We start from the raw sequence: 25,078 nt of genomic DNA, 5'->3' as shown, positions 1-25,078 counted from the left end.
TTCCCCGTACAGGAAGGCAACCACCAGTGTTCTCCAGAATCCTCGTCGCCAACCGCGGTGAGATCGCCATCCGCGCGTTCCGCGCCGCGGTGGAGCTCGGCGCCCGCACCGTCGCCGTCTATCCGTATGAGGACCGCGGCAGCACCCACCGGTTCAAAGCGGACGAGGCGTACCAGATCGGTGAGCCGGGCCATCCGGTCCGCGCCTACCTCGACACCGACGAAATCATGCGGGTCGCCCGTCAGTGCGGGGCGGATGCGGTGTACCCGGGCTACGGGTTCCTCTCGGAGAACCCCGGCCTCGCCGACGCGTGCACGGCGGCGGGCATCACCTTCATCGGCCCCGACGCCGACGTGCTGCGGCTCGCGGGCGACAAGACCCGCGCGATCGCCGCCGCCCGCGCCGCGGGGCTGCCGGTGCTCGCCTCCACCACACCGACCACCGACCTCGCCGCCCTCGCCGGGCAGGCTGATGCTGTCGGGTTCCCGTTGTTCGTCAAGGCCGTCGCCGGCGGCGGGGGCCGCGGGATGCGGCAGGTCGAGCGCCCCGAGGTGCTGGCCGCCGCGATCGAGGCGGCATCACGCGAGGCGGCGTCGGCGTTCGGCGACGGCGCCGTCTACCTCGAGCAGGCCGTGACCGCGCCCCGGCACATCGAGGTGCAGGTGCTCGGCGACGCGTCCGGCGAGGTCATCCACCTCTATGAACGCGACTGCTCGGTGCAGCGCCGGCACCAGAAGGTCATCGAGCAGGCGCCCGCCCCCGGCCTCGACCCGGCGCTCCGCGGGCGGATCTGCACGGACGCGGTCGCCTTCGCCCGGCACGTCGGCTACACCTGCGCCGGCACCGTCGAGTTCCTGGTGGACGCGGACGGCCGGCACGTGTTCATCGAGATGAACCCGCGCATCCAGGTCGAGCACACCGTCACAGAGGAGATCACCGACCTCGATCTGGTGGGCGCGCAGATGCGCCTCGCCACCGGCGCCACCCTCGCAGAACTGGGCCTGCGCCAGCAGACCATCGCCATCCGGGGCGCGGCGATCCAGTGCCGCATCACCACCGAGGACCCGGCCGACGACTTCCGCCCCGACACCGGGAAGATCACCGCCTACCGCACTCCCGGCGGGGCGGGAATCCGCCTCGACGGCGGCACCTCGGTGGGCGCGGAGGTGGGCGCGCACTTCGACTCGATGCTGGTCAAACTCACCTGCCGCGGCGCCGACCGGGCCAGTGCGCTCACCCGGGCCCGGCGCGCGCTGGCCGAATTCCGCATCCGCGGGGTGACCACGAACATCCCGTTCCTGCAGTCGGTGCTCGAGGATCCCGACTTCACCGCGGGCCCGGTCGGCACCGGCTTCATCGCGCATCGCCCGCAGCTGCTCACCGGCAACACCCCCGCAGACCGCGGCACCCGCCTGCTCACCTACCTCGCCGGCGTCACCGTGAACGCCCCGCACGGCCCGCGCCCCACCGCCGTCTCTCCGCAGGCCAAGCTGCCGCGCACCGGTCTCCCGGCGCCCGCCGGCTCGCGGCAGCGACTGCGCGAGCTCGGGCCCGAGAAGTTCGCCGCCGCACTGCGCGCACAGCCCGGCCTCGCCGTCACAGACACGACCTTCCGCGACGCGCACCAGTCGCTGCTGTCCACGCGGGTGCGCACCTACGATCTGGTGGCCGCCGCCGGGCACACCGCCGCCATGCTGCCCGGGCTGCTGTCGATCGAGGCATGGGGCGGCGCCACCTACGACACGGCGCTGCGGTTCCTGCGGGAGGACCCGTGGGAGCGGCTCGCCCTACTACGTGAGGCCGTGCCCAACATCTGCCTGCAGATGCTGTTGCGCGGCCGCAACACCGTCGGCTACACCCCCTACCCCGACGCCGTGTGCCAGGGGTTCGTGGACGAGGCCGCGGCCACCGGGGTCGACATCTTCCGCATCTTCGACGCGCTCAACTCCGTCGAGCAGATGCGCCCGGCCATCGACGCGGTGCGCGCCACCGGCACGGCCGTCGCCGAGGTCGCCCTCGCCTACAGCGGCGACCTGGCCGACCCGGCCGAGGACCTCTACACCCTCGACTACTACCTGCGGATCGCCGAGCAGGCGGCCGCGGCGGGCGCGCACATCCTGGCGGTCAAGGACATGGCGGGGCTGCTGCGCCCGGCCGCGGCCACCGCCCTGGTGGGTGCGCTCGTCCGGGAGTTCGGGCTGCCGGTGCACGTGCACACGCACGACACCGCGGGCGGGCAGCTCGCCACGTATCTGGCGGCCGCGGCGGCGGGGGCGTCGGCGGTCGACGGCGCGGCGGCGCGGCGGCGCCGCTGGCGGGCACCACCAGCCAGCCGCCGCTGTCGGCGCTGGTCGCCGCCACCGCCCACACGGAGTACGAGACGGGCCTGGACCTCGCCGCGGTGTGCGCGCTCGAGCCGTACTGGGAGGCGCTGCGCGGCCTGTACGCGCCGTTCGAGACGGGGATCGGGGCGCCGACGGGGCGGGTGTACCGCCACGAGATCCCCGGCGGGCAGCTGTCGAACCTGCGCAGCCAGGCAGCGGCGCTCGGGCTGGCCGACCGGTTCGAGACCATCGAGGACGCCTACGCGGGCGCCGACAGGGTGTTGGGCCGGCTGATCAAGGTCACCCCGTCGTCGAAGGTCGTCGGCGACCTCGCGCTCGCCCTGGTGGGGGCCGGGGCCACCGCCGAGCAGTTCGCGGCCGATCCGGCGGGCTTCGACATTCCGGACTCGGTGACGGGCTTCCTGCGCGGCGAGCTGGGCGAGCCCGCAGGCGGCTGGCCCGAGCCGCTGCGCGGCAGCGCCCTCACCGGCAGGCGTGCCGCGGAGCCGCAGTCGCCGCTGAGCGTGGACGACCGTGCAATGCTCGCCTCGCCCGGCAGGCTGCGCCGGCACCGTCTGTCCGAGTTGCTCTTCCCCGCACCCGCGCGCGACTTCGCCGCACACCGCGGGGAGTTCGGCGACACGTCGGTGCTGGGGTCGGCGGAGTTCTTCTACGGGCTCATCCCCGGCGTGGAGCACCGCATCGAGCTCGAGCCGGGTAAGACGCTGATCGTCGGTCTCGAGTCGATCTCCGAGGCCGACCAGCGCGGCATGCGCACGGTGATGTGCACGCTCAACGGGCAGCTGCGGCCGATCGAGGTGCGCGACGAGTCGATCGTCGACGAGCGGCCCCGGGCGGAGAAGGCCGATCCGGCGCAGCCGGGCCAGGTGCCGGCCCCGTTCGCGGGGGTCGTCACGCTCGCGGTCGGTGTCGGGAACCACGTCGCCGCGGGCGAACCGATCGCGAGCATCGAGGCGATGAAGATGGAGGCCGCGATCACCGCGCCCGTGGCGGGCACCGTGGGCCGCATCGCGGTCGCCGGGATCGCCCAGGTCGAGGGCGGCGACCTGCTGGCGGTGATCGAGCCGGACGCACACTAGCGGCGACCCCTGCGAGCCGAGCACCGGTTCTCCCGGAAACCCGGGGAACCGGTGCTCGGCCCGTGCAGAGGGCTCTCGGATCGGGGCGGGATGCGCCCCATCCGCTACAGCCGGGCGCGCACCCGTCGCGTCGCCTCGACCAGGTTGCGGAGCGAAGCCGTCGTCTCCTCGGTTCCGCGGGTCTTGAGCCCGCAGTCGGGATTGACCCACAGGCGCTCCGCGGGCACGGCCGCCAGCGCCTCCTTCAGCAGCTCCTCGATCTCGTCCACACCCGGTACCCGTGGCGAGTGGATGTCGTACACCCCGGGCCCGACCCCCAGGTCGAAGCCCACCTCGTTGAGGTCGCCCAGCACCTCCATGTGCGAGCGGGCCGCCTCGATGGACGTGACGTCCGCGTCCAGTCCGGCGATGGCGCCGATCACCTGACCGAACTCCGAATAGCACAGGTGCGTGTGGATCTGCGTGGAGTCGGCCACGCCCGACGTGGCGAGCCGGAACGCCCCCACCGCCCAGTCCAGGTAGGCCTGTTGCTCCGCGGCGCGCAGCGGCAGAAGCTCCCGCAGGGCCGGCTCGTCCACCTGGATGATCCGGATGCCGGCGGCCTGCAGATCCACCGTCTCGTCGCGGATCGCCAGCGCCACCTGGTCGGCGGTCTCCGCCAGCGGCTGGTCGTCGCGCACGAACGACCACGCCAGGATGGTCACCGGGCCGGTGAGCATCCCCTTGACGGGCTTGCCGGTGAGCGACTGGGCGTAGGTGATCCACTCGGTCGTCATCGGGCTCGGCCGCCGCACGTCGCCGTAGAGGATCGGCGGGCGCACGCATCGGCTGCCGTAGGACTGCACCCAGCCGTTCTGCGTGGCGAAGAATCCGTCCAGTTGCTCGGCGAAGTACTGCACCATGTCGTTGCGCTCCGGCTCGCCGTGCACCAGCACGTCCAGGCCCAGCTCCTCCTGCAGCGCCACCACGTCGCCGATCTCACTCCGCATGCGGCGCAGGTACTCCGCCTGGTCGATCTCGCCCTTGCGCAGCGCGGCGCGCGCGAGCCTGATCTCCCGGGTCTGCGGGTACGAACCGATCGTGGTGGTCGGCAGCACGGGCAGGCCGAGGCCCTGCTGGGCCCGCCGGCGGACGTCGGCTTCGCTCCTGCCCCTGGTCCCCGAGGTCAGCGCGTCGATCCGCGCGCGCAGCGTCTCGTCGTGCAGGCGCGGGTCCTCGCGCCGTGACCGCACCGCGGAGCCGCCGGCCTCGACCGCGCCCGCCACGGCGTCACGCCCCCGGCTCAGGGCGGTCGCCAGCGTCACGACCTCGCCGGTCTTCTCCGCGCCGAACGCGAGCCAGGAACGCAGCGGCTCCTCCAGTCCGGACTCCGCTTCGAGCGTGTACGGCACGTGCAGCAGCGAGCACGAGGTGGACACCGCCAGCGACCCGACGCTGCCCAGCAGTGTCACGAGCGTGCCCAGGGCGGCTTCCAGGTCTGTGCGCCACACGTTGCGGCCGTCGACGACGCCCGCCACGACATGCTTGCGCGCCAGGCCCGGCACCCATGCGGGCGCGTCCGATCCCGCCACCAGGTCCACGGCGATGCCTTCGATGCCCGTGGCGGCCAGAGCCGGCAGCGCGTCACCGAGGCTGCCGAAGTACGAGGCGACGAGGATCGCCGGGCGTTGCGTCAGGGCCGCCAACTCGTCGTAGATGCGGCGGGCGACGGCGATCTCGTCGTCGGTGCGGTCGCCGACCAGCGCGGGTTCGTCGATCTGCACCCATTCCGCGCCCGCCTCGGCGAGCAGTCCCAGCAGCTCGGCGTACAACGGAAGCAGCTCGTCGATGCGGTCCAGCAGCGGGCCTGACGCGTCGACCTGTTTGGACAGCAGCAGGAACGTGACCGGCCCGATCACCACCGGGCGCGCCGGCACGCCCTGAGCCCGCGCCTCGGCGAGTTCGCCCAGCGGTTTCGACGGATCCAGCGCGAACCGCGTCTGCGGGGAGATCTCGGGGACCAGGTAGTGGTAGTTGGTGTCGAACCACTTGGTCATCTCCAGCGGGGCGACCGTGTCGTTGCCGCGCGCGGCCGCGAAGTAGCGGTCGAGCGGGTCGGCGATTCCCGCGACCCGTTCCGGGAGTGCTCCCAGCATGGCCGCGGTGTCCAGCACCTGGTCGTAGAGGGAGAAGGTGCCGACCGGGATGGAGTCCAGCCCCGCGGCCCGTTGCTGCGACCACATGTCCGCGCGCAACGCGGCCCCGGTGGCCAGTAGCTCGTCGGCGTCGATGCGGCCCGCCCAATAGGCCTCGACCGCCTTCTTCAGCTCACGCCGGGGGCCGATGCGCGGTGAGCCCAGAACTGTCGCTGTGAATGTCGTGTTCACGTGTGTCTCCAGTAGGAACGTCGGTGTCACCACCGCCGGAGGTACGTGCGCACGCCCCGAGCCCCTGGCAGCACCGGACTGCGATGCGGATCCGGGATCCGCTGCAGTCCCGCTGCCGTGCAGTTCTCCCTGCACTGTGACACGAGCCTGTCGACACGCCCATTCCCCGAGGCGGTGGTCCGACGGGCACGGCGTGCCCGTCACGGCCGGCAGGTCTTCGGACTCGCGGGCCCGCGGCGTCGGCCGCACCTACTGCCCGCCGCTTCCCGGGCGTACGCCCAGTGCTCATTGGCGGGGTTCGTTCCCACTCACCGCTGCGGGACAGTCCCGGATTCCCACCGGGTTCCCTCTCGCCGCCCGTGCCGTTGCGGCACAGGGGTTTCGACGCCCGGCGCGGTCCTCGGGGCTCCTTGCGACCGCGGCGGGCGAACCAGCTGCAGTCGCCAGCATACGGCCCCACCGACTAAAAGGGAACACCGTCCTTTGAGTTCCCGGTCCGCGGTTCTGCGGCGTGTCCATCGCAATGGCCCGCGGCCTGGAATAACGTTCCAAGGAAGCACACGCCGCAACACGCAGGAGGAACAGTGGCCGTCGACGATTCCGTGAAGCGCGAAGCGATCCGTGCAACAGTCCAGGCCTACGTCGACGCCGTCGGCGCGACCGATCCTGATGCGGTGCTGGCCCTCTACGCGCCGGACGCCACCGTGGAGGACCCGGTGGGCACCGATGCGCACCGGGGCAGAGACGCCATCGCCGCGTTCTACGCGAAGTCCGCCGGATACCACAACGAGTCGGAACTGCTGGACTGCCGCATTTCCGGCGACAACGCCGCCTTCCGGTTCCGCATCACCACGACGCTGCCCGAGCGCACCGTCGAAGTCACCCCCATCGACGTCATGACGTTCGACGAGGACGCGAGGATCACGAGCATGCAGGCGTTCTGGCACACTTCCGACTACCGGGTGGTCCGCCCGCGCTGAGGTGCGGCCCGGCCGGAAGTACGGGGCCGGCCGGGAACGCCCGAGGGCGCCGTCAGGGGAATCCGGACGCGATGAACTCCGCGGCACGCTCGGCGAGCATCACCGCCGTCGCGTGCGGTCCCCTACTGGGCACCCGCGGGAACACCGAGGTGTCGACGATGTAGAGCCCCGCGATTCCGTGCACCCGGCAGCACTGATCCACCACCGACGTGCCGACGTCGGAGCCCATCGGGCAAGTTCCGCTGAGATGCTGCGAGGTGCCCAGGTGCGGCGTCATCCCATCGATCGGCGCGCCGATGCCCGACGCGTCCAACAGCCCTCGGGCCAGGTCCACCGCCGCGACAGCGGCCGCCTTGTCCCGCGGATCCGACAGATAGTGGTGTTCGATCCGGGGTGCGCCCAGCGGGTCCGTCGGGTGCGGAACCATCCGGCCTCTCCCCCGCGGTGCCATGAGTGCGGCGCCCAGCACCGGCGGCATGCGCGGGTTCCCCGGCACCGCGTCGCCGAAGGACGCCGTGTAGGGACGGATCTCCACGGCGCCGTCACCGGAGTTCAGGTTGAGGCAGGCCTCGAGGATCGGCGGCGGGACACGCTCTGCGACGAGCGGATCGGCAGCCGGCCGTCGCGGGACCGGATCGTAGGGGACCGTGATCTCCGGGTGGTCCGAGAACTCGCGTCCCACCCCCGGCAGCGGATGCACCGTCGCCGCCCCGAGAATCCGCGGATCGCCGATGCCGGAGCGCCACAGCAGTGCGGGCGTCTCGATGGCCCCCGCCGCCACCACCGCGGTGCCCGCCTCCACCAGCAGCGATTCCCCGTCCCGAATCACCTGCACCGCGCGCACGGCGCCCGCCGTGGACTGCAGCCCCGCGACGGTCGCTCCCGTCCAGACGGTCAGGTTGGGGCGCTCCGCCGCGGCCGCGAGGTACGCGGAGCCGGGATCGACGCGCATGCCGCGATCGATATTGCATGGCACGGGGCCGATGCCCGGGGGCCCGCCGGCATTCTTGTCCGGCTCGCCGGGGAATCCCATGGCCTCGGCCGCCGCCACGAACCGCGCCGTCGTCGTGCTCCACTCCCCCGCGGGGCGGCGCGACACCGGGACCGGCCCGGCGGCACCGTGCGCGGACGACGAACCGAAGTCGCGGTCGTTCTCCGAGCGCCGGAAGTACGGGAGCGCGTCGCCGTAGGACCAGCCGGTCCGGCCCGGGCCACCGCCGATCGTACTCCCCCACGACTCGAGGTCCGCCGGCGTGGCGCGGACGAAGTATGCGCCGTTGACGGCACCGGACCCGCCCGGACCCCGGCCGCGCACCAGCGTCCCCGCCAGGCCGCGCCGCAAGGTCGTCGAGTAAAGGCGTACGCGCGGCGATCCGGGGCCGATCGGCAGGATGTGCGCCGGCGTCGGGGAGGCGGGCACCGGGTCTCCGGCACCGGATTCGATCAGCAGGACCGAGCAGGCCGGGTCCTCGCTCAGCCGGGCCGCGAGCACCGACCCGCAGGAGCCGCCGCCCACGATGACGACGTCGGCGGCCCGCGGGACCACGCCGCTGCTCAGAGCGCGCCGAATCGTCGCGCCGCGACCACGGCCTCGATCCGGTTGTTGGCACCCAGCTTGCGCATCGCGGTGCGTAGATAACTCTTGACCGTCTCGGCGCCCACGCCGAGACGCTCGCCGATGAGGGCGTTGGTATGCCCCATCGCCACCTGGGCGAGGACCTCCCGTTCGCGCGGGCTCAGCCGCACGCGTGGCACCACCGAACCGGATGCCGCGGCAGGCACCTCCTCGAGGTGCGCTTCGGGGGTGGCTCCGTCATTGCCGGCGAGATGCGCCACCACATCCATGAGTTCGTCGCGCACGTCGGGATCGTCCACGCGGCCCGCCAGGTCGAGCAGCCGCCGGCGGATCTCCGGCGGCGCCTGTTCCAGGGCATGCTCCTCCGGCAGCGGGAAGATCGCACTGGACGGGTGCCGGCGCTCCATGGCGTCGCGCACCGCCAGATCCTGCTCGAGCACGCGGCTCACCGTGACCATCGAATCGACCACCCGGTCGCCGATCGCGACGGTGCCCCGCAGCGCGCCGTAGAGGACCCCGCGCACGGACCGCCCCACGAGCACCGGAACGCCGACCATCGTGCGGATGCCCTCGCCGGTGACGGCCTCGTCGTAATCGTGCGTGATCGCATCCGCCCGGGCGTAGTCGTTGACCAGCACGGGCCGCCGCATGGCCATGGCCTTGCCGCCCAGACCGGAGCCCGCCTGCACGCGCAGGCCGCGCATGGTTCCACTCTTGGCGCCCACGAACTCCGTGATCTGGAGTCTGTCCCTGCCCGTGATCGCTCCGCCGAAGACCATCGGCAGGCCTGACTCCCTGTGCAGCCGACCGACGGCGTCACGAATGGCCACGCGATCGTCGTGTGCCACCTGTACTCCTCACCTGAAACTTCGCGGGCCCGCGAACGCGCCCGCAGGCCGCTCGCCGCCGGGCAGGACTCGCAACGAGACACCCGTCACATTCAACGATAGGACAGTCCCGCATCCCGCCGCATCCCGATAGACGTATACCCTCCCGCGTCCCCGTCGGCCACCCCCGTCCGGGTGGGATCCGATCCGCGACGCAGCCGGGGCCGACCTGCCGACGCCTGTCGGCGGAGCCGGAAGGTCCGTGGCCTTCCGATAATCGGCCTCTCCGCAATCGGTATGATCGGTGTCATGAGTCCGCCGACCCCCCTGCCCGAGGACCCCATCGCGGAGGCCCGTCGACAGTGGGTCGCGCACGGCTGGGGGCCGGTGGCGGACGGCATGGCCGCCGTGACCTCCGTGATGCGCGCGCATCAGATCATGCTCAGCCGCGTCGAGAAGGTGCTGCGCCCCCACGGGCTGACGTTCGCGCGGTACGAGATGCTCATGCTCCTGGTCTTCGCCCGGCACGGGGCCCTGCCCATGAACAAGGCCAGCGCCCGGCTGCAGGTGCACCCCACCAGCATCACCAACGTCGTCGACCGCCTCGAGGCCGCCGGGATGGTCCGTCGGCTGCCGCACCCCAGCGACCGCCGCACCACGCTGGTCGAAGTCACCGACGAGGGCCGGGAGCTCGCCCGCATCGCCACCGGGAGGCTCAACGACGAGGTCTTCGCAGACCCCGGACTCGCCGGGCCGGCGGTCGAGCAGCTCGTATCGGTACTCACCGAGCTGCGTCGCGACGCCGGCGACTTCGTCGAAACCTGAGCGCCGGGTGCGCCGCCGTGAGCACACGCGAGTTCGTCCACCGCGATTCGCAGGTGCCCGGCGTGCTCGCGCTGTACGGGTACGCGGCGGACGGGCTGGAGGCCGGGCTGCACCGCGGGATCCCTTCGCGGGGACTCACCTTCATCCTCAGCATGGACGACCCGGTGGAGGGCGCCGACACTCTTCCGCACTGGAACGCGGGACGCCTGACCGCCTTCGACACCCTCGTCGCCGGACTGCACATCGCTCCCGCCTACATCCGGCAGCCCGTGCGGCAGCGCGGCATCCAGGTGTCCGTGCACCCTCTGGCGGCGCCCGCGCTGTTCGGCGTTCCCACCGGAGAACTTGACCAGCGCACCTGGCAGGCCGAGGAAATACTGGGCCCGGGCGTCGCACGGCTGCGCGAACAACTTCACGAGATCCCCGGTTGGGACGGCCGGTTCGATGCCGTGGAGGGCTATCTGCGCGCCCGCCTGTCCGACGCACGGTCCCGGTTCCGCCCGCGCGACGAGGTGCGCACCGCCTGGGTGCGGCTGGCCGTGGCGGACGGCGCGATCCCCGTGTCCGCACTGGCCCGGGACACCTGCCTGAGCGAACGGCAGCTGGCGGTAGTGGTGCGTCGGGAACTCGGCGTGACCCCGCGCGACCTCGGGCGGCTGATGCGTTTCGACGCCGCGTTCGCCACGCTCACTCGCGCGGTGCGCGACGGCCGCCGTCCTCTGCTGGCCGACGTCGCCACCGCCGCCGGGTTCTACGACCAGGCACACCTGGCACGCGAGTTCCGGCGCTTCACCGACACCTCGCCCAGCGCGTTCGTGGACGAGGAGATCGGAAACATCCAAGCCGGGGGCCACCGCCGCGCGGGAGACTGAGCGGCATGAACACGAGAGACGACACCACCACCCCGGCGCCCACCGTGTGGCCGTCGCTGCAGGCACGCGACGCCCGGGCCCTCATCGACTGGCTCGTCGGCACGCTCGGCTTCATCGAGGCCGCCTGCTACACCGACGGCGGGCGCGTCGCCCATGCCCAGCTCGCCTGGCCGGAGGGCGGCGGAATCATGCTGGGCGACCACAAGCCCGGGGCCGAATGGGCGCTGGAACCCGGATCGTTCGGGGCCTACGTGGTCACCGACGACGTCGACGGACTCTACGAGAAGGTGCGGGCCGCGGGGTCCGACATCATGCGCCCGCTCGCCGACCAGGACTACGGCAACCGGGAGTTCGCCGTGCGCGACCCGGAGGGCAACAAGTGGAGCTTCGGCCCCTACCGCGGCGAACCGGTGCCGCGGAGTTGACGCTTCACGGCAGGGCGGCGAACCGGCGGGGCAGCGCCGTCGCCACCGCCTTGGCGAACGAGGTGAACGGCTCGGCGTCGATGCGGACGGCGCGGCCGCTGCCCTTGCGTTTCCAGGTGCCGACGACGCGGCCGCCCGACACGACGGTTCCGCGGAACATCCCGTTGTTTCCGGGGACCACCTTGCCGGCGTGCTCGTCGGGCAGAGCCGCCCCGCGCTCCCCGTAGCCCAGCAGGAACTCGTCGAATCCGGGAAGCAGCAGCGTCCCGCCCGCAGCGCGCCCGGCCCCGGCGAGCAACTCCGGGGTCTCGGGTGCCATCAAGTACTCGGTGCCGCCCACCGCCCACGCCTCGAGGCCGTCGGCGGCCTCGGCCACCGCCGCGCGGATCGCGCTCAGCGGCAACTTGGTCCACCACGCGAAGTCCCGCACCGTCGCCGGCCCGTGGCTGCGGAAATAGCGCAGGACCCACTGGGCCAGCGCCTCGTCGGGGTCCGGCAGCGGCGTCGTCCGGATCCAGTCGGCCACCGCGACGATGCGCTGCCCGCCGTCCTCGAACGGCCCGAAGCAGACGTCGCCGCCGACCGCGAGCGTGAACAGCAGGCGGTACCCCTGGCCGCCGTCGCTCATCACGCCCGCCTCCGTCCACAGCGCCATCAGCTCGTCCCGCGAGAGCGCGCCGCGCTCGGCGAGCGCCTCGAATGCCGTCATGCGGGCCCGGTCCACCAGCGCGTCGTCCACACCGCGGAGTTCGCGATTGCGGGCGGTCGCCCGCAGCGTCCGCTCACCGGTGAGCGAGAGGATCCAGCCCAGGTCCTCCGCGGGGATCAGGTGCAGCGTGCCGCGCATCGGCCACGTCCGCACGATGCCGCCCGCGTTCATCGCGTCCACGACGTCCTGCCGTGAGCGGCCGTCCACCCGCAGGGCGACCGACGTCATCGCACCGGGCAGGTCCTGGCCCTGCATCGCGGACATGTGACGGACGGCGGAGGCGGCATCCGGCAGCCCCTCGCCCACCAGCCGCTGCGCGGCCAGCCTCAGGCGGGCGATCTCCCGCGACTGCGCCGCCGTCGCGCCACTCATAGCGCCTCCCCGAGGTGCCGCAAGTAGCGTTCGGCCGAACGGCGCACCGCCACCTTCGCGCCGCCCTCGACCTGCGCCCCGTCGAGGATCTTGCCCCACCACGCGCCGTAGACCATGTCGAAATCGTAAGGTTCGAGCATCCGCACCGCGCGGCGCACTGTGTCGGGGTGCTCCGGAATCAGGTTGGGGTAGCTGTACATGAAGCTCACCCAGCGGCGGTCGGACACCACCTGGAGGATGTCGCCGGAACACACCGCGCCGCGGCCGTCGGAGCCCGGCCAGTGCACCACCGTGCCGCCGGCGAAGTGCACGCGCAGGTTGAGCAGCGTGCGACCGGGCAGCACCTCGAACGCGTCCCCCTCCCACAGTCGCACCGGGTCCGCCCTCCCCCGCACGCAGTGCTCCACCCATCGCGCGTCGTCGGCGTGCACGTATACAGGGATGCCGCCGAAGGCCTCGGACCATTCGAGCATCGCGCTGTAGTAGTGCGGGTGCGAGATCGCGATCGCCGCCAGTCCCCCCAGCTCCCCGATACGCCGGACGGTGTCGTCGTCGACCAGGCTGATGCAGTCCCACAGCAGGTTCGCGGGAGCGCCGTCGGCGTCCTCGCCCGGAACGATGAGCGCCCGCTGGCCGATGCCGAACCACGGCTCCGTGCCCACGCCCCACAGCCCGCGCGGCTCCTGGCGCAGCACGTTCGCATGGTCGCCGCGGAGCGCCTCGAGCGTGGTCCACTGCTGTCCGCCGTAACCGACGTACTGGCGTTCCTCGTCGCACACCGGGCAACGCTCGAGATCGTGGCCGCGGGGGAACTGCACCCCGCAGGTCGCGCAGATCGGATGATCGCTCACGGAACCGATGGTGCCACCCGGTGGCGCCTGCCGGTATGACAATCTGTCGAGATGCCGGAACATGTGGTGCGCAATCCCGGGTTCGAGCAGACCGTCCGCGACTCGTTCGCGCGGCAGGGCCTGATGACCACCTATGGGGCGCTACTCGAACGCGTGGAACCCGGGCGGGTCGACATCGCTGTGCCGTTCGCCGACGCGCTCACCCAGCAGGCCGGATACGTCCACGCCGGCGTGACGACGGCAGTGGCCGACACCGCGTGCGGCTACGCGGCGCTGACGCTGATGGCCCCAGGCTCGGAGGTGCTCTCCGTCGAGTTCAAGACCAACCTGCTCGCGCCCGCACGCGGAGACCGGATCGTCGCCCGCGGCCGCGTCGTCCGCTCCGGCCGCACCATCACCGTGTGCCAGGCCGACGTTTTCGGCGTGGCGGGTGCGAGCGAGACGCACTGCGCCACGATGGTCGCGACGATGATCCGCGTGGACGCCGACTGATCCGCCGTTCCAGGTGCCGTCAGTCCCCGAATCGTCGGTCCCGTGCCGCTAGTCCACCGTCACGGGGTCCAGGCAGCTCGACGGCGCGTCCACCAGCGAGCACCCCGCCGGGGCGCGGCTGGGCACGTAGGCGTCCGGCACTCCGCCGGTGCTGATGATCTGCCGGTAGGCGTCCACACCGTCGGTGGGGCGCCGGGTCAGCGTCGGATCGGTGAGCACGTCGACGGTGTACAGCCCGAATCGGGGCGCGTAGGTGCCCCATTCGTAGTTGTCGGTCAGCGACCAGTAGTTGTAGCCGATCACGTTCATCCCGTCGGCTTTGGCGCGCTGGATCCAGTAGACGTCGTCGCGCAGCGCCGCGGCGCGCGTCTGACCGTCCTCGCGCGGCGCTCCGTTGTCGGTGGGCATCCCGTTCTCCACGATGTAGAGCGGCTTGCCCGGGAACTTGCGTGCGTAATACCGCAGCGCGTAGTAGATCCCCTCGGGCTCCAGGGTGGCCTTCCAGTGCTCGTCGAGCAGCGCGTAGACCGCCGTCGGGTTGGCGGGCGACACGCCGTAGTAGTAGTCGATGCCGACGAAGTCGAGCCGGCCCGCCACCTTGTCGATGAGCTGCGCGTCCATCACCGGCTCGACCGTGGGGATGTACGACGCGTTGGTGGTGACCATGGCGCCGGGCTGAACGGCGTGGATGTAGTCGTAAATGGATCGGTGCGCCTGCGCCATGCGGTCGAACATGACGGGGACGTCCACCGGCGACAGCCCGCCGTGCTTGACCTCCTGCATCACGTAGGCGGTGCCCTCGTTGAAGGTGACCCACAGGGGATCGAGATGCGCGTAGCGGTCCACCACCTTGCGGGCGTTCGTGAGCCATTGGTCGACGATGTCCGGATTCGCCCAGCCGCCCCGGTCCGCCACCCAGCCCGGATACACCCAGTGATCGAGCGTGAGCATCGGGCGCATGCCCGCGTCGACGATCGCGCGCAGCACGTCGTCGTAGTACTCGAAGGCCTTCTCATCCCACCGCCCCGGCGCCGGCTCCAGGCGTGCCCACTCGATCGACAGCCGGAAGGTGTTCACGCCCATCTCCGCCGCGAGCTGAATGTCCTCGCGGTAGAGGTGGCGGAAATCGACGGAGTTCAAGTACGGATCGGCCGATTCCTGCGCGTACCGCGTCCAGTTGCTGTCCGGGAAGAATCCGCCGGACTGGAACTCCGACATCGCCACGCCCCAGTGGAAGTCGTCGCCCATCGCCGGGACGCCCTCCGCCGCGGCGATGTTCTGCGGCACCGCGATGAGCCCGACGAGCATCACCGCCGCACCGGCCACCCGCACTGCAACCCGCTTCAGCATGCCTGGAAGCTAGCACCCTGGACGAGCGTTCGGCGCGGTTCCGCGGAACCCTGCGGCTACGGCTCCGGGGGCCGGCTCCGTGCTATCGCCCCGGGCAGTCCGCCGCAGGCGCGTCGATCGCCGGGGGATCCCCGGCCTGGTCGATGTACAGGCTCCACAGGAACGCAGTGGTGTCGCCGGTGTTGGCGCCGACGTGCGCGGCGCCACCGCCGGACATCGGGTCGCCGGGGCCGGCCGTGTAGACGGAGCAATCCTCGAGCGTGCGGGTGATGAATCCGCCGGTGACGATCCCGGGCACATCGCCGTCGTGCGTGTGCCACCCCGTCGTGCCGCTCGGAGAGAACACGATGACGCGCGCGGTGAGATCGGTGCCGCCGATATTCACCGTGCCGAGGGGCACAGGAATGACACCGGACGGCGGCGTCGCCGCGGCGTTGGCCGCCGCGGCCACGGCGAGAGCCGCCGCCGACGCCGCGACCGCCGCGCAGACGGCGCCGCGCACCAGGGCTGGATGCTGCGCTCTCGACATGGCCACCTCGCCGGCTGCGGAACAGTATCGTCACAGTAGCCCCGCCGCGCTGCGCGGCAGCCGTGAACCGGCTTTCCCACCGCAATCCGCGCGCCGCCGGAGCAGGGTCGTCGCCGCGGCAGGGTCGTCGCCGCGGCAGGGTCCGTGCCGATCCGCGGCGGACGCGCTACATTCCGCACATGCCGCTGTTCAGCTTCGAGGGCGCCTCGCCCGAGGTCCATCCCGGCGCGTGGATCGCCCCCACCGCCACGCTCGTCGGCGACGTGCACGTCGAGGAGGGTGCATCCGTCTGGTACAACGCCGTACTGCGCGCCGACTTCGGCCCGATCATCGTGCGGGCCGGCGCGAACGTGCAGGACTGCTCGGTGGTGCACGGAGGCGAGGAGGCCACGGTGATCGGCCCGGGCGCCACCGTCGGCCACTCGTGCGTGGTGCACGGCGCCGAGGTCGGCGCGCAGGCGCTCATCGGCAACGGCGCGGTGGTGCAGGACGGGGCCGTGATCGGCGACCGGGCGCTGGTCGCCGCGGGCGCCGTCGTCACGCCCGGCACACGGATCCCCGCGGAAACCGTCGCCACGGGCACACCGGCGACGGTGCGCGGGCCGCTCAGCGGCAGCGCCGTCTGGTGGGTGGACAACAACCCCCGCACCTACCGCGACCTGGCCCGGCGCCACGCCGACGGCGCCCTCCCCGCCGGTGAATGATGACGACCGGGCCGGGTGCCGGCTACTGGCTCAGCTCTTGTTGAACTCCGGCTTGCGCTTGGCGATGAACGCGGCCATCCCCTCCGTCTGATCGTCGGTCGCGAAGGTGGAGTAGAAGATCCGGCGTTCGGTCTTCACCCCCTCCGCCAGGGTGGTCTCGAAGGCCGCGTTCACCGCGTCCTTCGCCATGATCGCCGTCGTCTTCGCCATGCCCGCAATCGTGCCCGCCGCCGCCATCGCGGTGTCGAGCAACTCGGCCGCCGGCACCACGCGCGCCACCAGGCCGGCGCGCTCCGCCTCGTCGGCGCCCATCTGCCGCCCCGTCAGGCACAGGTCCATCGCCTTCGCCTTGCCGACGGCGCGGGTCAGCCGCTGCGAGCCGCCCATGCCGGGGATGACGCCGAGGGTGATCTCCGGCTGGCCGAACTTCGCGGTGTCGGCGGCGATGATCATGTCGCACATCATCGCCAGCTCGCACCCGCCGCCCAGCGCGTAGCCGGCGACGGCCGCGATGATCGGGGTGCGCGCCCGCGTCAGCGCGTCCCACCCGGAGAAGGTCTCCCTGCCGTGCACGTCGGCGAAGCCCAGGTCCGCCATCTCCTTGATGTCCGCACCCGCCGCGAAGGCCTTCTCCGATCCGGTGACGACGATCGCGCCGATGCCCGGGTCCGCGTCCAGACCCGCCACCGCGTCGATCACCTCGCGCATGACCGCGGAGTTGAGCGCGTTGAGGGCCTTCGGCCGGTTCAGCGTGATCAGACCGACGCGGCCGCTGCGGTCGAGGAGGATGGTCTCGTAATCGCCCACTGGTTCAGTTTCCCTTCCTGGACTTGTCCCGGATGTCGTTGATGATGTCGGAGAAGTCGTTGGCGGCGCGGCCCGCGTCGCGCATCTCCGCGTAGCGCTCGGCCATGCGCAGGCCCAGCTCCCCCGCGACGCCGTGCTCGCGCAGCGCGTTCGCCGCCAGCCCCAGGTCCTTGGCCATGAGTCCCACCGCGAAACCCGCCTCGTAGTCGCGGTTGGCGGGGCTTCCCGGCACCGGGCCGGGCACAGGGCAGTTCGTCGTGAGCGCCCAGCATTGGCCGGACGCGTTGGACGCGACGTCGTACAGCGCCTGATGCGACAGCCCCAGTGCCTCGCCCAGGACGAAAGCCTCGCTGACCGCGTCCATGGAGATCGCGAGGATCATGTTGTTGCACAGCTTCGCCGCCTGGCCGTTGCCGGGCGCGCCGCAATGCACGATCTTGCGGCCCATGTCCTCCAGAACCGGCTTGGCGCGCTCGAACGTGGCCTCGTCACCGCCGACCATGAACGCGAGCGTGCCCGCCTCGGCGCCCACCACGCCGCCGGACACCGGCGCGTCGATCATGGCGTGTCCTGCGGCCACCGCCTGGTCGTGCGCATTCCGCGCGTCGGCCACGTCGATCGTGGAGCTGTCGATGAACAGAGTCCCGGGCCCGGCCGCCGGAAGGATCTCGGCGTACAGCTCCAGCACCAGAGCCCCGTTGGGCAGCATGGTGATCACGATGTCCGCACCGGCGACCGCGTCGGCCGCGGCGGACTCCATCCCCACTCCCGCGGACGCGGCCGCCTCCTGCGCGGCGGGCACCGGGTCGAAGCCGCGGACGGTGTGGCCGGCCTGCACGAGGTTGGCCGCCATGGGGCCGCCCATGTGCCCCAGGCCCAGAAATGCGATTGTGCTCACGAGTCAGTCCTTTCAGCGGCGCGCACGGCCGCGGGTGAGGGGTCGCCGCCCACGGTCACGACGCCACCGTCCTGCCGACGATCATCCGCATGATCTCGTTGGTTCCCTCCAGAATCTGATGTACGCGCAGGTCGCGCACGATCTTCTCCAGCCCGTACTCGCTCAGATAGCCGTAGCCGCCGTGCAGCTGCAGCGCCTTGTTCGCGATCTCGAAGCCCGTGTCGGTCACGTACCTCTTGGCCATCGCGCACAGAGTCACCTTGTCCGGCGCGTCGTGATCGAGCGCGTCCGCTGCGCGCCACAGCATCAGCCGGGCCGCTTCGAGGCCGGTGGCCATGTCGGCAAGCTCGGCCTGCAACACCGGCGAGCCGCTGAGCAGCGCACCGAAGGCCTCGCGCTCGCGCAGGTACGCGGCGGACTTCTCGAACGCCGCCCGGGCGCCGCCGAGCGAGCAGGCCGCGATGTTGATGCGCCCGCCGTTGAGCCCGTTCATCGCGATGGCGAAGCCCGCGCCCTCTCCGCCCAGGAGGCTCGCCGCCGGAACGCGGACGCCCTCCAGGATGACCTGCCGGGTGGGCTGGCAGTTCCACCCCATCTTGGCCTCGTTCGCGCCGAAGCTCAGCCCGTCTGCGCCCTTCTCGACGACGAAGGCGGAGATCCCCCGCGGCCCGGCCTCCCCGGTGCGGGCCATGACGATGTAGACGTCGGAGACCCCCGCACCGGAGATGAACTGTTTCACGCCGTCGAGGACGTAGTGATCGCCCTCGCGCACCGCACGCGTGCGCAGCGCCGCCGCGTCGGAACCGGCACCCGGTTCGGTGAGGCAGTAGCTGCCCAGCAGGTCCATCGCACAGAGCCCCGGCAGCCAACGCCGGCGCTGCTCGTCGTTCCCGTAGGAGTCGATCATCCACGCCACCATGTTGTGGATTGAGATGAAGCCCGCGGTGGCGGGGCACGCGGCCGCGATCTCGGTGAAGATGCGCGCCGCATCGACCCGCCGCAGGCCGGAACCGCCCACGTCCTCACGGACGTAGATGCCGCCGAGGCCCATCGCGGCGCCCGTGCGCATGACATCCACCGGGAAGTGCTTGTCGCGGTCCCAGTCCAGGGCATGCGGCGCGACGTTTCCGGATGCGAAATCCCGTGCGGTGTCGATGATCGCGCGTTCGTCCTCGCTGAGCGCGAACACACCCGCCGCCGGCGCCGACTGCACCGTCATTCCATCACCGGCAGCACGAAGTGGTCGGCGTTCTCCTTGAAGCCGGTCTGCCAACGCTGCGTGACCGTCTTGGTCTTGGTGTAGAAGCGGATGGAGTCCGGCCCATGCTGATTGAGGTCGCCGAATCCGGAGCGCTTCCACCCGCCGAAGGTGTGGTAAGCGACCGGCACCGGGATCGGCACGTTGACGCCGACCATGCCGGTGTCCACGCGGCTCGCGAAGTTGCGCGCGGTGTCGCCGTCGCGGGTGAAGATCGACACCCCGTTGCCGTACTCGTGGCTCGACGGCAGATCCAGCGCCTCCTCGTAGTCGTGCGCGCGGACGATGCACAGCACCGGGCCGAAGATCTCCTCCCGGTAGATCGACATGTCCTTGGTGACGTTGTCGAACAGCGTGCTGCCCAGGAAGAAGCCGTTCTCGTGCCCGGCGACGGTGATCTCGCGACCGTCGACCACCAGCTCCGCGCCGGAGTCGATCCCTGCCTGGATGTAGTCGCGCACACGGTCGACGGCGGCGGCGCTGACGAGCGGGCCGTAGTCCACGTCCGGATCGTCGAATGCCCCGATCCGGAGCTTGTCCATGCGGGCGATGAGCTTCTCCCGCAACCGGTCCGCGGTCTCCTGGCCGACGGGCACCGCGACGGACAGCGCCATGCAGCGCTCACCTGCAGAGCCGTAGGCGGCGCCGACCAGCGCGTCGGCCACGTCGTCGAGGTCGGCGTCCGGCATGATGATCATGTGGTTCTTGGCGCCGCCGAAGCACTGTGCGCGCTTGCCCCGCGAGGTCGCGCCGGAGTAGATGTACTCGGCGATGTCCGACGAACCGACGAAGCCCACCGCCTTGACGCGCGGATCCTCCAGGATGGCGTCCACCGCCACCTTGTCGCCGTTGACCACGTTGAAGATCCCCGCGGGCAGCCCGGCCTCGATGAACAGCTCAGCGAGCCGCAGTGGCACGGAGGGGTCGCGTTCCGAGGGCTTGAGGATGAACGCGTTGCCGCAGGCGATCGCCGGCGCGGCCTTCCACAGCGGGATCATGGCCGGGAAGTTGAACGGCGTGATCCCGGCGACCACGCCGAGCGGCTGGCGCACCGAATAGACGTCGATCCCGGTGCCCGCACCCTCGGTGTACTCGCCCTTGAGCAGGTGCGGGATACCCATCGCGAACTCGACGACGTCGAGCCCGCGCGCCACGTCGCCGTGGGCGTCGGCGATGGTCTTGCCGTGCTCCGAGGCCAGCAGCCGCGCAAGCTCGTCGGCATCGTCGCGCACCAGCTGCGCGAACCTCATCATCACCCGCGCGCGCCGCTGTGGGTTCCACGTCGCCCACTCCTTCTGCGCCGCAGCGGCGTCCCCGACGGCTGCGGACACCTCGTCGACGCTCGCCAACGGCACCCGGGCCTGCACCGCGCCCTCGCTCGGGTTGTAGACGTCGGCGAACTCCCCGCTTGCGCCGGGCACCCGACGTCCGCCGATGAAATGCGCGAGTTCGTGAACCATGATGCCGTTCCCTGCCTTCCCCGATGCGGCCGTGGCGAACACGGCCGACGCTGCCGGGCGGAGGTGTGACCTCCGCTACATGGAGAATATACTAGGACTACCTACTATGTCGATACCGAGCATTCGTCGCGGGGACTGCGGGTGGCGATGGCAACGGGGCGGTGGCGCGGCTGCTCGCCCGCGTGGGCGGGTGGCATTCGACGAGATCGGCTTCCCGGCGGTCTCCGTCGGGTTCTGTTTGATCTTGCTCGCGCAAAGGACTGTTTGAGAGAAGGTGGAGTGCCGAGACTCGCGCGGGACGCCACGGCCGGCACCGGCCCATCGCCGTCGTGTGCGATGGGCCGGCCGGATGCGGGTCCGTCAGACTCCGAAGGGTGCCGGGTAGTGGATGGTGCCCTTCGGGGCGGGAGCATTGACATCCAGGGCGAGGACCATCATGGCCTCGTCGGGCACCTCGAAGGTGGGGCGGATGCCGTGGCGTGAGGCCGGGGTGAACCCGAAGCGCGGGTAGTAGCCGGGGTGCCCCAAGCAGGTGACGAGATTCTCGCCCTGGGCGCGGGCGGCGTCGAGGGCCGCGCGGACTGCGGCGGATCCTGCTCCCGTCTTCTGGTAGGCGGGAAGCACCGCGCACGGGCCCAGCACGAGGGCGGGGCTGTCGTCGATGTGGCAGCGGGTCAGCAGCGCGAAGCCTGCGATGGTGCCGTCCGGGGTCTGTGCGACCAGGGAGAGGCCGTCAATCCAGGCCGGGTCGGTGCGCAGGGCCTCGACCAGGTCGGCTTCCAGCGGGGTCGGGAACGCGGCGAGGTTGACCGCACGGATCGCGGCGATGTCGTCGGCGGTTTCGGGGCGGGTGGTCCAGGTGAGGGGGTTGTTCATGAGGAGAGGCCGGTCCGTTTCGTAGAGGCACAGAGGGGTGGAGGTCTGAGTGGCACGGTCGTACGCCGTCACTGCCGACGCTCGCGGAAGCGATAGGTCGCGCGCAGATGCCGGGTGATGGATTTCTGCTGGTCGGTGCGGCCGGCCCGCATGCGGGCGTCGCTGCGGGAGGCCGCCCAGGAGCTCTCGCGCAGCAGCTTGCGGTAGCTGTCCAGGCGGCGTTCGCTCAGCTGACCGGTGTGGATCGCCCGCTGGACCGCGCAGTCGGGCTCGGCGCCGTGGCCGCAGTCCCGGAAAGCGCACTCCTGAGCGAGCTGCTCGATCTCGGCGAAGACCTGCTCCAGACCGTCGGCGGCGTCCTGCAGGCCGATCCCGCGCAGCCCCGGGGTGTCGATGAGGACGCCCCCGCCGGGCAGCAGGAGGAGTTCGCGGTGAACGGTGGTGTGCCGACCCTTGCCGTCCTGGGCCCGCACCGCGCCGGTCGCCAGGACTTCGTCGCCGAGTAGCGCGTTGGCCAACGTGGACTTGCCCGCGCCCGAGGGGCCGAGCAGCACCGTGGTGCCGTACGCCACCGCGGTCAGGACGTCCAGGCCCACACCGGTGGCGGCGCTGGTGACCACGGTGTCCACGCCCGGCGCCAGAGCGGCGACCTCGGCCTGCACGGCGTCGGCGCCGGACGGGTCCGCAAGGTCCTGCTTGGTGAGGGCGAGCACTGGCCGGGCGCCGCTGTCCCACGCCAACGCGAGCAGCCGCTCGATCCGGCCCGGGTTGAGCGGGTCCGCGAGCGAGACGGCGACGACCGCGGTGTCGATGTTGGCAGCGAGTGCCTGCCCGCGCGAGGAGCGGTCGGCGCCGGAGCGCACGATGGCGCTACGGCGCGGCAACAGGGCCACCAGCTGCGGATCGGAGCCGGTGCGCAGGGCGGCCCAGTCGCCAGTGCACGGGGAATGGACGGGATCCGGTGAGGCGACCGCCGAGGAGCCTGCCCGTACCGGGCCGGACTCGGTGGCGACGTCGCACTGACCACGGTCCACACGCACGATCCTGGCCGGCACCAGACCGGCGGAGCGATGCGCGGCGAAGGCGCGGTCGAACGCATCGTCCCACCCGAATTCGGCCAGCGTTGAACCGGCCGACCCGGACGACGAGCTAGAGGTGGAAGAGGTGGAGAAGAAGGATGACAACTTGAGAGACCTTTGGATGGGGGCCCCGTCAGGACGTCACACGACCACCGCGCGAGCAAGCACGCTCACAGCAGGATGGAGGGAAACGGATTCAGACCGGGACCCGGGACGTGAGGATGGTCCGGGCGCTGCCGACAGCAGCGGTCTCTGCCGCGATCATTAACCTCACCTCCCTCGAATAGTCACAAGCCGAAAAGTCCTTCGGCAGCATATCACATGATTCGACTGTCGAGCCCCGGGTGACGGCTCACCCGGTCACGACAAGAGTCGCTCCGGGGCTATGACACAGCTTCCCGTGCCGGAACTGCCGCTGCCTCGACCTGCGGAGCGCGCGGGCCGGGCATCGTGGCTCCGGTGGCCGCAAGGCCCGGGTCGAGACGGCTGTTGATATCCGGTTCGAATCTTCCACACGGGTTCAAATGGGCCCAGAACGGCGGAGACAGCCCCCGCCGGTCCGTCTCGGTGAGCGTGTCCGCCCACTTCGGATCGGCCAGAACCTGCTGAACGAACGAGCAAGGTCGACATGCACGAGACTGCTCTGCAAAAGGTGCCGAGCAAGCATCGGGACCTCCTGGCTCTCCTTGTTCGCACCCGTCAGGTCACCGTCCTTGCCGGAGAACAGGTCGGAGTTCGAGAACGCACCCTCCTTCAGCGGCTGCTCCAGGTACCGCTGGAGCAGGTCGATGGCGTTCATCACCGGCCGGTAGGCGGTGTTGTTGCACTTGAGCGTCAACGCCTTCAGCAGCGCGGTGCGCATCCGCCGTCAGCGCGCCGAGTACACCGATCGCAGCACGGCGCGGATACGCGCCTTGTACTTGGCCTCGTTCGCCGCGGCCTCTGCGGCGAGGACCTTGAGCGTCTTCTCCCCGCCGACGACGGGGTAGATCACCTCGCGGACCGTGCCGGAGGGCTCAGACAAGGCCGCCTCGGCGACCCGGAGCATCATCGCCTCCGCGCCCCGCACCTTCTTCAGCTCGCCGGTCAGCTCCTTGTCGACCTTCTTCTCCGACACGTCCGCGAACAGGTCGGCCCAAAGATCCGGCTTCCGTACCCGCTGGAGCTTGTCCACCTCCGCGAACACGCCTTCCAGCCCCGGGGCTCCCGGGTCGGCCTTGAGCTCGGTGAAGAGCGACCGGCCCCACCCCCCGGCCGGCGCCTGGTCTTCAGTCGGCTCCTCGTCGCCGTCCTTGCTGCCCGCGACCAGGTCCTCCAGCCGCGAGCGGGTCGCGTGGTCCACGGTAATACGGCAGAACCGCGTATCGAAGTCCCGGACCGCCTTGCCCACCAGGCGCCGGACCTTAGCCGGGGCGGGCGGCTCGACGAAGTCGTTGCGGCAACGGGCCATGACCGCCTCCGCCAGCCGGCCACGCGACAGTTCCACCCCGCACAACATCGTGGCGACCGGCAGGTGCGAGCAAAGCGGATAGATCCAACCTGTGGTCGAAAGGTTGCTGAGCGTCACTCGCCACCTGGCGGCAGTCATACGAGAACGGGGCCGAAGAGGGCGCAGCGAACAATGCGCGGGCCGGGATGAGGCCGTAGCGCGCAACGCTGCCGCAGCTGCACACGATGTCACGGTCACAAGGTATCGAGGAGCCGAGCCATGCACCGCACGTCACGCACCATCGCCGCCGTTGCGGCCGCCGCCGTACTGCCGCTGGCTGCCGCGGCCTGCGGCGGCTCCTCCCCGAGCGCGTCCACCGCAGCACCCGCCCCGGGCACGGCTTCGCCGGCGGCTTCAGCGGCGACTCCTCCGGCGACCCGGTCCCCTGCCGCGCAGTCGCCGGCGGCGGGCGGCCCGGCCGCATCCGCCGAGCCCGATGCCGAGGCCGCGCCGACGGGCGCCCCCGACTCGGGGACCTCGGCGGGCGTCCCCGCGTCGCACCAGCACTCGCTGACATTCATCGCGTTGGGCGACGGCGGCGCATCGGGAATGCCGGTGGGCTGCGGCGACAGCGCAGTTCCGGTCACTGTCACCACGACGACGATCGCACCGCTCGGTGAGGTGTACCGGGCCCAGCTCGGGACCCGCGAACGCGATTACGGCGCGTCAGGGCTGTACAACGCGCTTGCGGCGTCCGACCTCACGTACCAGTCCGCGACGATCTCCGACGGCCATGCGACGGTCCACCTCACCGGCGACCTGACGATGGGCGGCGAATGCGACATCCCCCGGGTCCGCGCGCAGCTCACCGAGCCGGCGCTGCAGTTTCCCAATGTGGACACGGTGGATGTCGACATCGACGGGACACCGCTGGACGTCGCGCTGTCGCTGCGATGACGAACGGCACCG

22 protein-coding genes, 1 pseudogene and 1 riboswitch are annotated in these 25,078 nt (G+C 71.3%); of the genes and pseudogenes, 8 read left to right on the top strand and 15 right to left on the bottom strand.

From position 1 onward, the window contains the following. The first annotated feature begins 26 nt into the window (after positions 1-26). Positions 27-3,424, top strand: a pseudogene (locus FO059_RS05705) (pyruvate carboxylase). Between the two features lie 104 nt (positions 3,425-3,528). Here the strand turns inward: FO059_RS05705 and metE are convergent. Beyond that, positions 3,529-5,790 carry a 5-methyltetrahydropteroyltriglutamate--homocysteine S-methyltransferase gene (gene metE, locus FO059_RS05700; protein ID WP_143907080.1) on the bottom strand — a complete coding sequence of 754 codons (2,262 nt, stop codon included), beginning with the start codon at positions 5,788-5,790 and terminating at the stop codon, positions 3,529-3,531. Positions 5,791-6,001: 211 nt separating this feature from the next. Next, positions 6,002-6,139, bottom strand: a riboswitch (cobalamin riboswitch). A 235-nt stretch (positions 6,140-6,374) separates the two neighbouring features. Here metE and FO059_RS05695 point away from each other — a divergent pair. Continuing rightward, positions 6,375-6,770 (top strand): SgcJ/EcaC family oxidoreductase, encoded by a 396-nt coding sequence (locus FO059_RS05695; protein WP_168226586.1) that lies wholly within the window; start codon positions 6,375-6,377, stop codon positions 6,768-6,770. Between the two features lie 52 nt (positions 6,771-6,822). On the opposite strand, the gene mftG is transcribed toward FO059_RS05695, so the two are convergent. Continuing rightward, positions 6,823-8,316 carry a mycofactocin dehydrogenase MftG gene (mftG, locus tag FO059_RS05690; protein WP_143907078.1) on the bottom strand — a complete coding sequence of 498 codons (1,494 nt, stop codon included), beginning with the start codon at positions 8,314-8,316 and terminating at the stop codon, positions 6,823-6,825. An 8-nt stretch (positions 8,317-8,324) separates the two neighbouring features. Next, positions 8,325-9,194 carry a LuxR C-terminal-related transcriptional regulator gene (locus FO059_RS05685; protein WP_233266883.1) on the bottom strand — a complete coding sequence of 290 codons (870 nt, stop codon included), beginning with the start codon at positions 9,192-9,194 and terminating at the stop codon, positions 8,325-8,327. A gap of 288 nt (positions 9,195-9,482) precedes the next feature. On the opposite strand from FO059_RS05685, the gene FO059_RS05680 reads away from it, so the two are divergent. Genes FO059_RS05680 through FO059_RS05670 form a run of 3 tightly spaced genes read left to right on the top strand, consistent with a single transcriptional unit; the run spans position 9,483 to position 11,295 of the window. Further along, positions 9,483-9,998 carry a MarR family winged helix-turn-helix transcriptional regulator gene (locus FO059_RS05680; RefSeq protein ID WP_143907076.1) on the top strand — a complete coding sequence of 172 codons (516 nt, stop codon included), beginning with the start codon at positions 9,483-9,485 and terminating at the stop codon, positions 9,996-9,998. Between the two features lie 17 nt (positions 9,999-10,015). Further along, the gene (locus tag FO059_RS05675; RefSeq protein WP_143907075.1) at positions 10,016-10,870 is read left to right on the top strand and encodes an AraC family transcriptional regulator; all 855 of its coding nucleotides are present in this window, start codon (positions 10,016-10,018) and stop codon (positions 10,868-10,870) included. 5 nt (positions 10,871-10,875) lie between these two features. Continuing rightward, positions 10,876-11,295 carry a VOC family protein gene (locus tag FO059_RS05670; RefSeq protein WP_143907073.1) on the top strand — a complete coding sequence of 140 codons (420 nt, stop codon included), beginning with the start codon at positions 10,876-10,878 and terminating at the stop codon, positions 11,293-11,295. A 4-nt stretch (positions 11,296-11,299) separates the two neighbouring features. Here FO059_RS05670 and FO059_RS05665 read toward each other — a convergent pair whose 3' ends face one another. Both FO059_RS05665 and FO059_RS05660 read right to left on the bottom strand, forming a co-directional pair. Next, entirely contained in the window at positions 11,300-12,376 is a 1,077-nt protein-coding gene (locus tag FO059_RS05665; protein ID WP_233266884.1) for a winged helix DNA-binding domain-containing protein, read from the bottom strand. Continuing rightward, the gene (locus FO059_RS05660; RefSeq protein WP_199257061.1) at positions 12,373-13,227 is read right to left on the bottom strand and encodes an MBL fold metallo-hydrolase; all 855 of its coding nucleotides are present in this window, start codon (positions 13,225-13,227) and stop codon (positions 12,373-12,375) included. The genes FO059_RS05665 and FO059_RS05660 overlap by 4 nt, the downstream gene beginning before the upstream one ends. Positions 13,228-13,278: 51 nt before the next feature. Here FO059_RS05660 and FO059_RS05655 point away from each other — a divergent pair, with 51 nt between their 5' ends. Next, positions 13,279-13,719 (top strand): PaaI family thioesterase, encoded by a 441-nt coding sequence (locus FO059_RS05655; protein WP_143907071.1) that lies wholly within the window; start codon positions 13,279-13,281, stop codon positions 13,717-13,719. A 48-nt stretch (positions 13,720-13,767) separates the two neighbouring features. On the opposite strand, the gene FO059_RS05650 is transcribed toward FO059_RS05655, so the two are convergent. Together FO059_RS05650 and FO059_RS05645 are read right to left on the bottom strand one after the other, a co-directional pair. Beyond that, positions 13,768-15,069 carry a family 1 glycosylhydrolase gene (locus FO059_RS05650; protein WP_143907069.1) on the bottom strand — a complete coding sequence of 434 codons (1,302 nt, stop codon included), beginning with the start codon at positions 15,067-15,069 and terminating at the stop codon, positions 13,768-13,770. 82 nt (positions 15,070-15,151) lie between these two features. After that, complete coding sequence (locus tag FO059_RS05645; RefSeq protein WP_143907067.1) at positions 15,152-15,598, bottom strand: cupin domain-containing protein; 447 nt, start codon at positions 15,596-15,598, stop codon at positions 15,152-15,154. A 179-nt stretch (positions 15,599-15,777) separates the two neighbouring features. Between FO059_RS05645 and FO059_RS05640 the strand changes: the two genes are divergently transcribed. Continuing rightward, positions 15,778-16,302, top strand: coding sequence for a gamma carbonic anhydrase family protein (locus FO059_RS05640; protein ID WP_143907065.1), 525 nt, complete (start codon positions 15,778-15,780; stop codon positions 16,300-16,302). Between the two features lie 30 nt (positions 16,303-16,332). Here the strand turns inward: FO059_RS05640 and FO059_RS05635 are convergent, their stop codons facing one another. The 8 genes from FO059_RS05635 to FO059_RS05600 form a co-directional block, all read right to left on the bottom strand. Then, positions 16,333-17,109 carry an enoyl-CoA hydratase gene (locus FO059_RS05635; protein WP_143907062.1) on the bottom strand — a complete coding sequence of 259 codons (777 nt, stop codon included), beginning with the start codon at positions 17,107-17,109 and terminating at the stop codon, positions 16,333-16,335. Positions 17,110-17,113: 4 nt separating this feature from the next. Continuing rightward, a complete protein-coding gene (gene mmsB / locus FO059_RS05630; RefSeq protein WP_143907060.1) occupies positions 17,114-18,007 on the bottom strand; it encodes a 3-hydroxyisobutyrate dehydrogenase in 894 nt (297 codons plus the stop codon). A 55-nt stretch (positions 18,008-18,062) separates the two neighbouring features. Then, positions 18,063-19,196 (bottom strand): acyl-CoA dehydrogenase family protein, encoded by a 1,134-nt coding sequence (locus FO059_RS05625; RefSeq protein ID WP_143910478.1) that lies wholly within the window; start codon positions 19,194-19,196, stop codon positions 18,063-18,065. 26 nt (positions 19,197-19,222) lie between these two features. Then, on the bottom strand, positions 19,223-20,725 hold the full coding sequence (locus tag FO059_RS05620) for a CoA-acylating methylmalonate-semialdehyde dehydrogenase (protein WP_143907058.1): 1,503 nt from the start codon (positions 20,723-20,725) through the stop codon (positions 19,223-19,225). Between the two features lie 360 nt (positions 20,726-21,085). Beyond that, a complete protein-coding gene (locus tag FO059_RS05615) occupies positions 21,086-21,601 on the bottom strand; it encodes a GNAT family N-acetyltransferase (RefSeq protein WP_143907056.1) in 516 nt (171 codons plus the stop codon). A 68-nt stretch (positions 21,602-21,669) separates the two neighbouring features. Then, entirely contained in the window at positions 21,670-22,722 is a 1,053-nt protein-coding gene (rsgA, locus tag FO059_RS05610; RefSeq protein WP_233266920.1) for a ribosome small subunit-dependent GTPase A, read from the bottom strand. A 478-nt stretch (positions 22,723-23,200) separates the two neighbouring features. After that, positions 23,201-23,542 carry a hypothetical protein gene (locus tag FO059_RS05605; RefSeq protein ID WP_143907052.1) on the bottom strand — a complete coding sequence of 114 codons (342 nt, stop codon included), beginning with the start codon at positions 23,540-23,542 and terminating at the stop codon, positions 23,201-23,203. A 6-nt stretch (positions 23,543-23,548) separates the two neighbouring features. After that, complete coding sequence (locus FO059_RS05600; RefSeq protein ID WP_143907050.1) at positions 23,549-24,247, bottom strand: hypothetical protein; 699 nt, start codon at positions 24,245-24,247, stop codon at positions 23,549-23,551. Between the two features lie 141 nt (positions 24,248-24,388). On the opposite strand from FO059_RS05600, the gene FO059_RS05595 reads away from it, so the two are divergent. Continuing rightward, complete coding sequence (locus FO059_RS05595) at positions 24,389-25,066, top strand: GerMN domain-containing protein (RefSeq protein ID WP_143907048.1); 678 nt, start codon at positions 24,389-24,391, stop codon at positions 25,064-25,066. Positions 25,067-25,078 lie beyond the last annotated feature (12 nt).

Source organism: Tomitella fengzijianii (assembly GCF_007559025.1).
GTDB lineage: Bacteria > Actinomycetota > Actinomycetes > Mycobacteriales > Mycobacteriaceae > Tomitella > Tomitella fengzijianii.
This window is presented reverse-complemented; position numbering and strand designations above follow the sequence as displayed.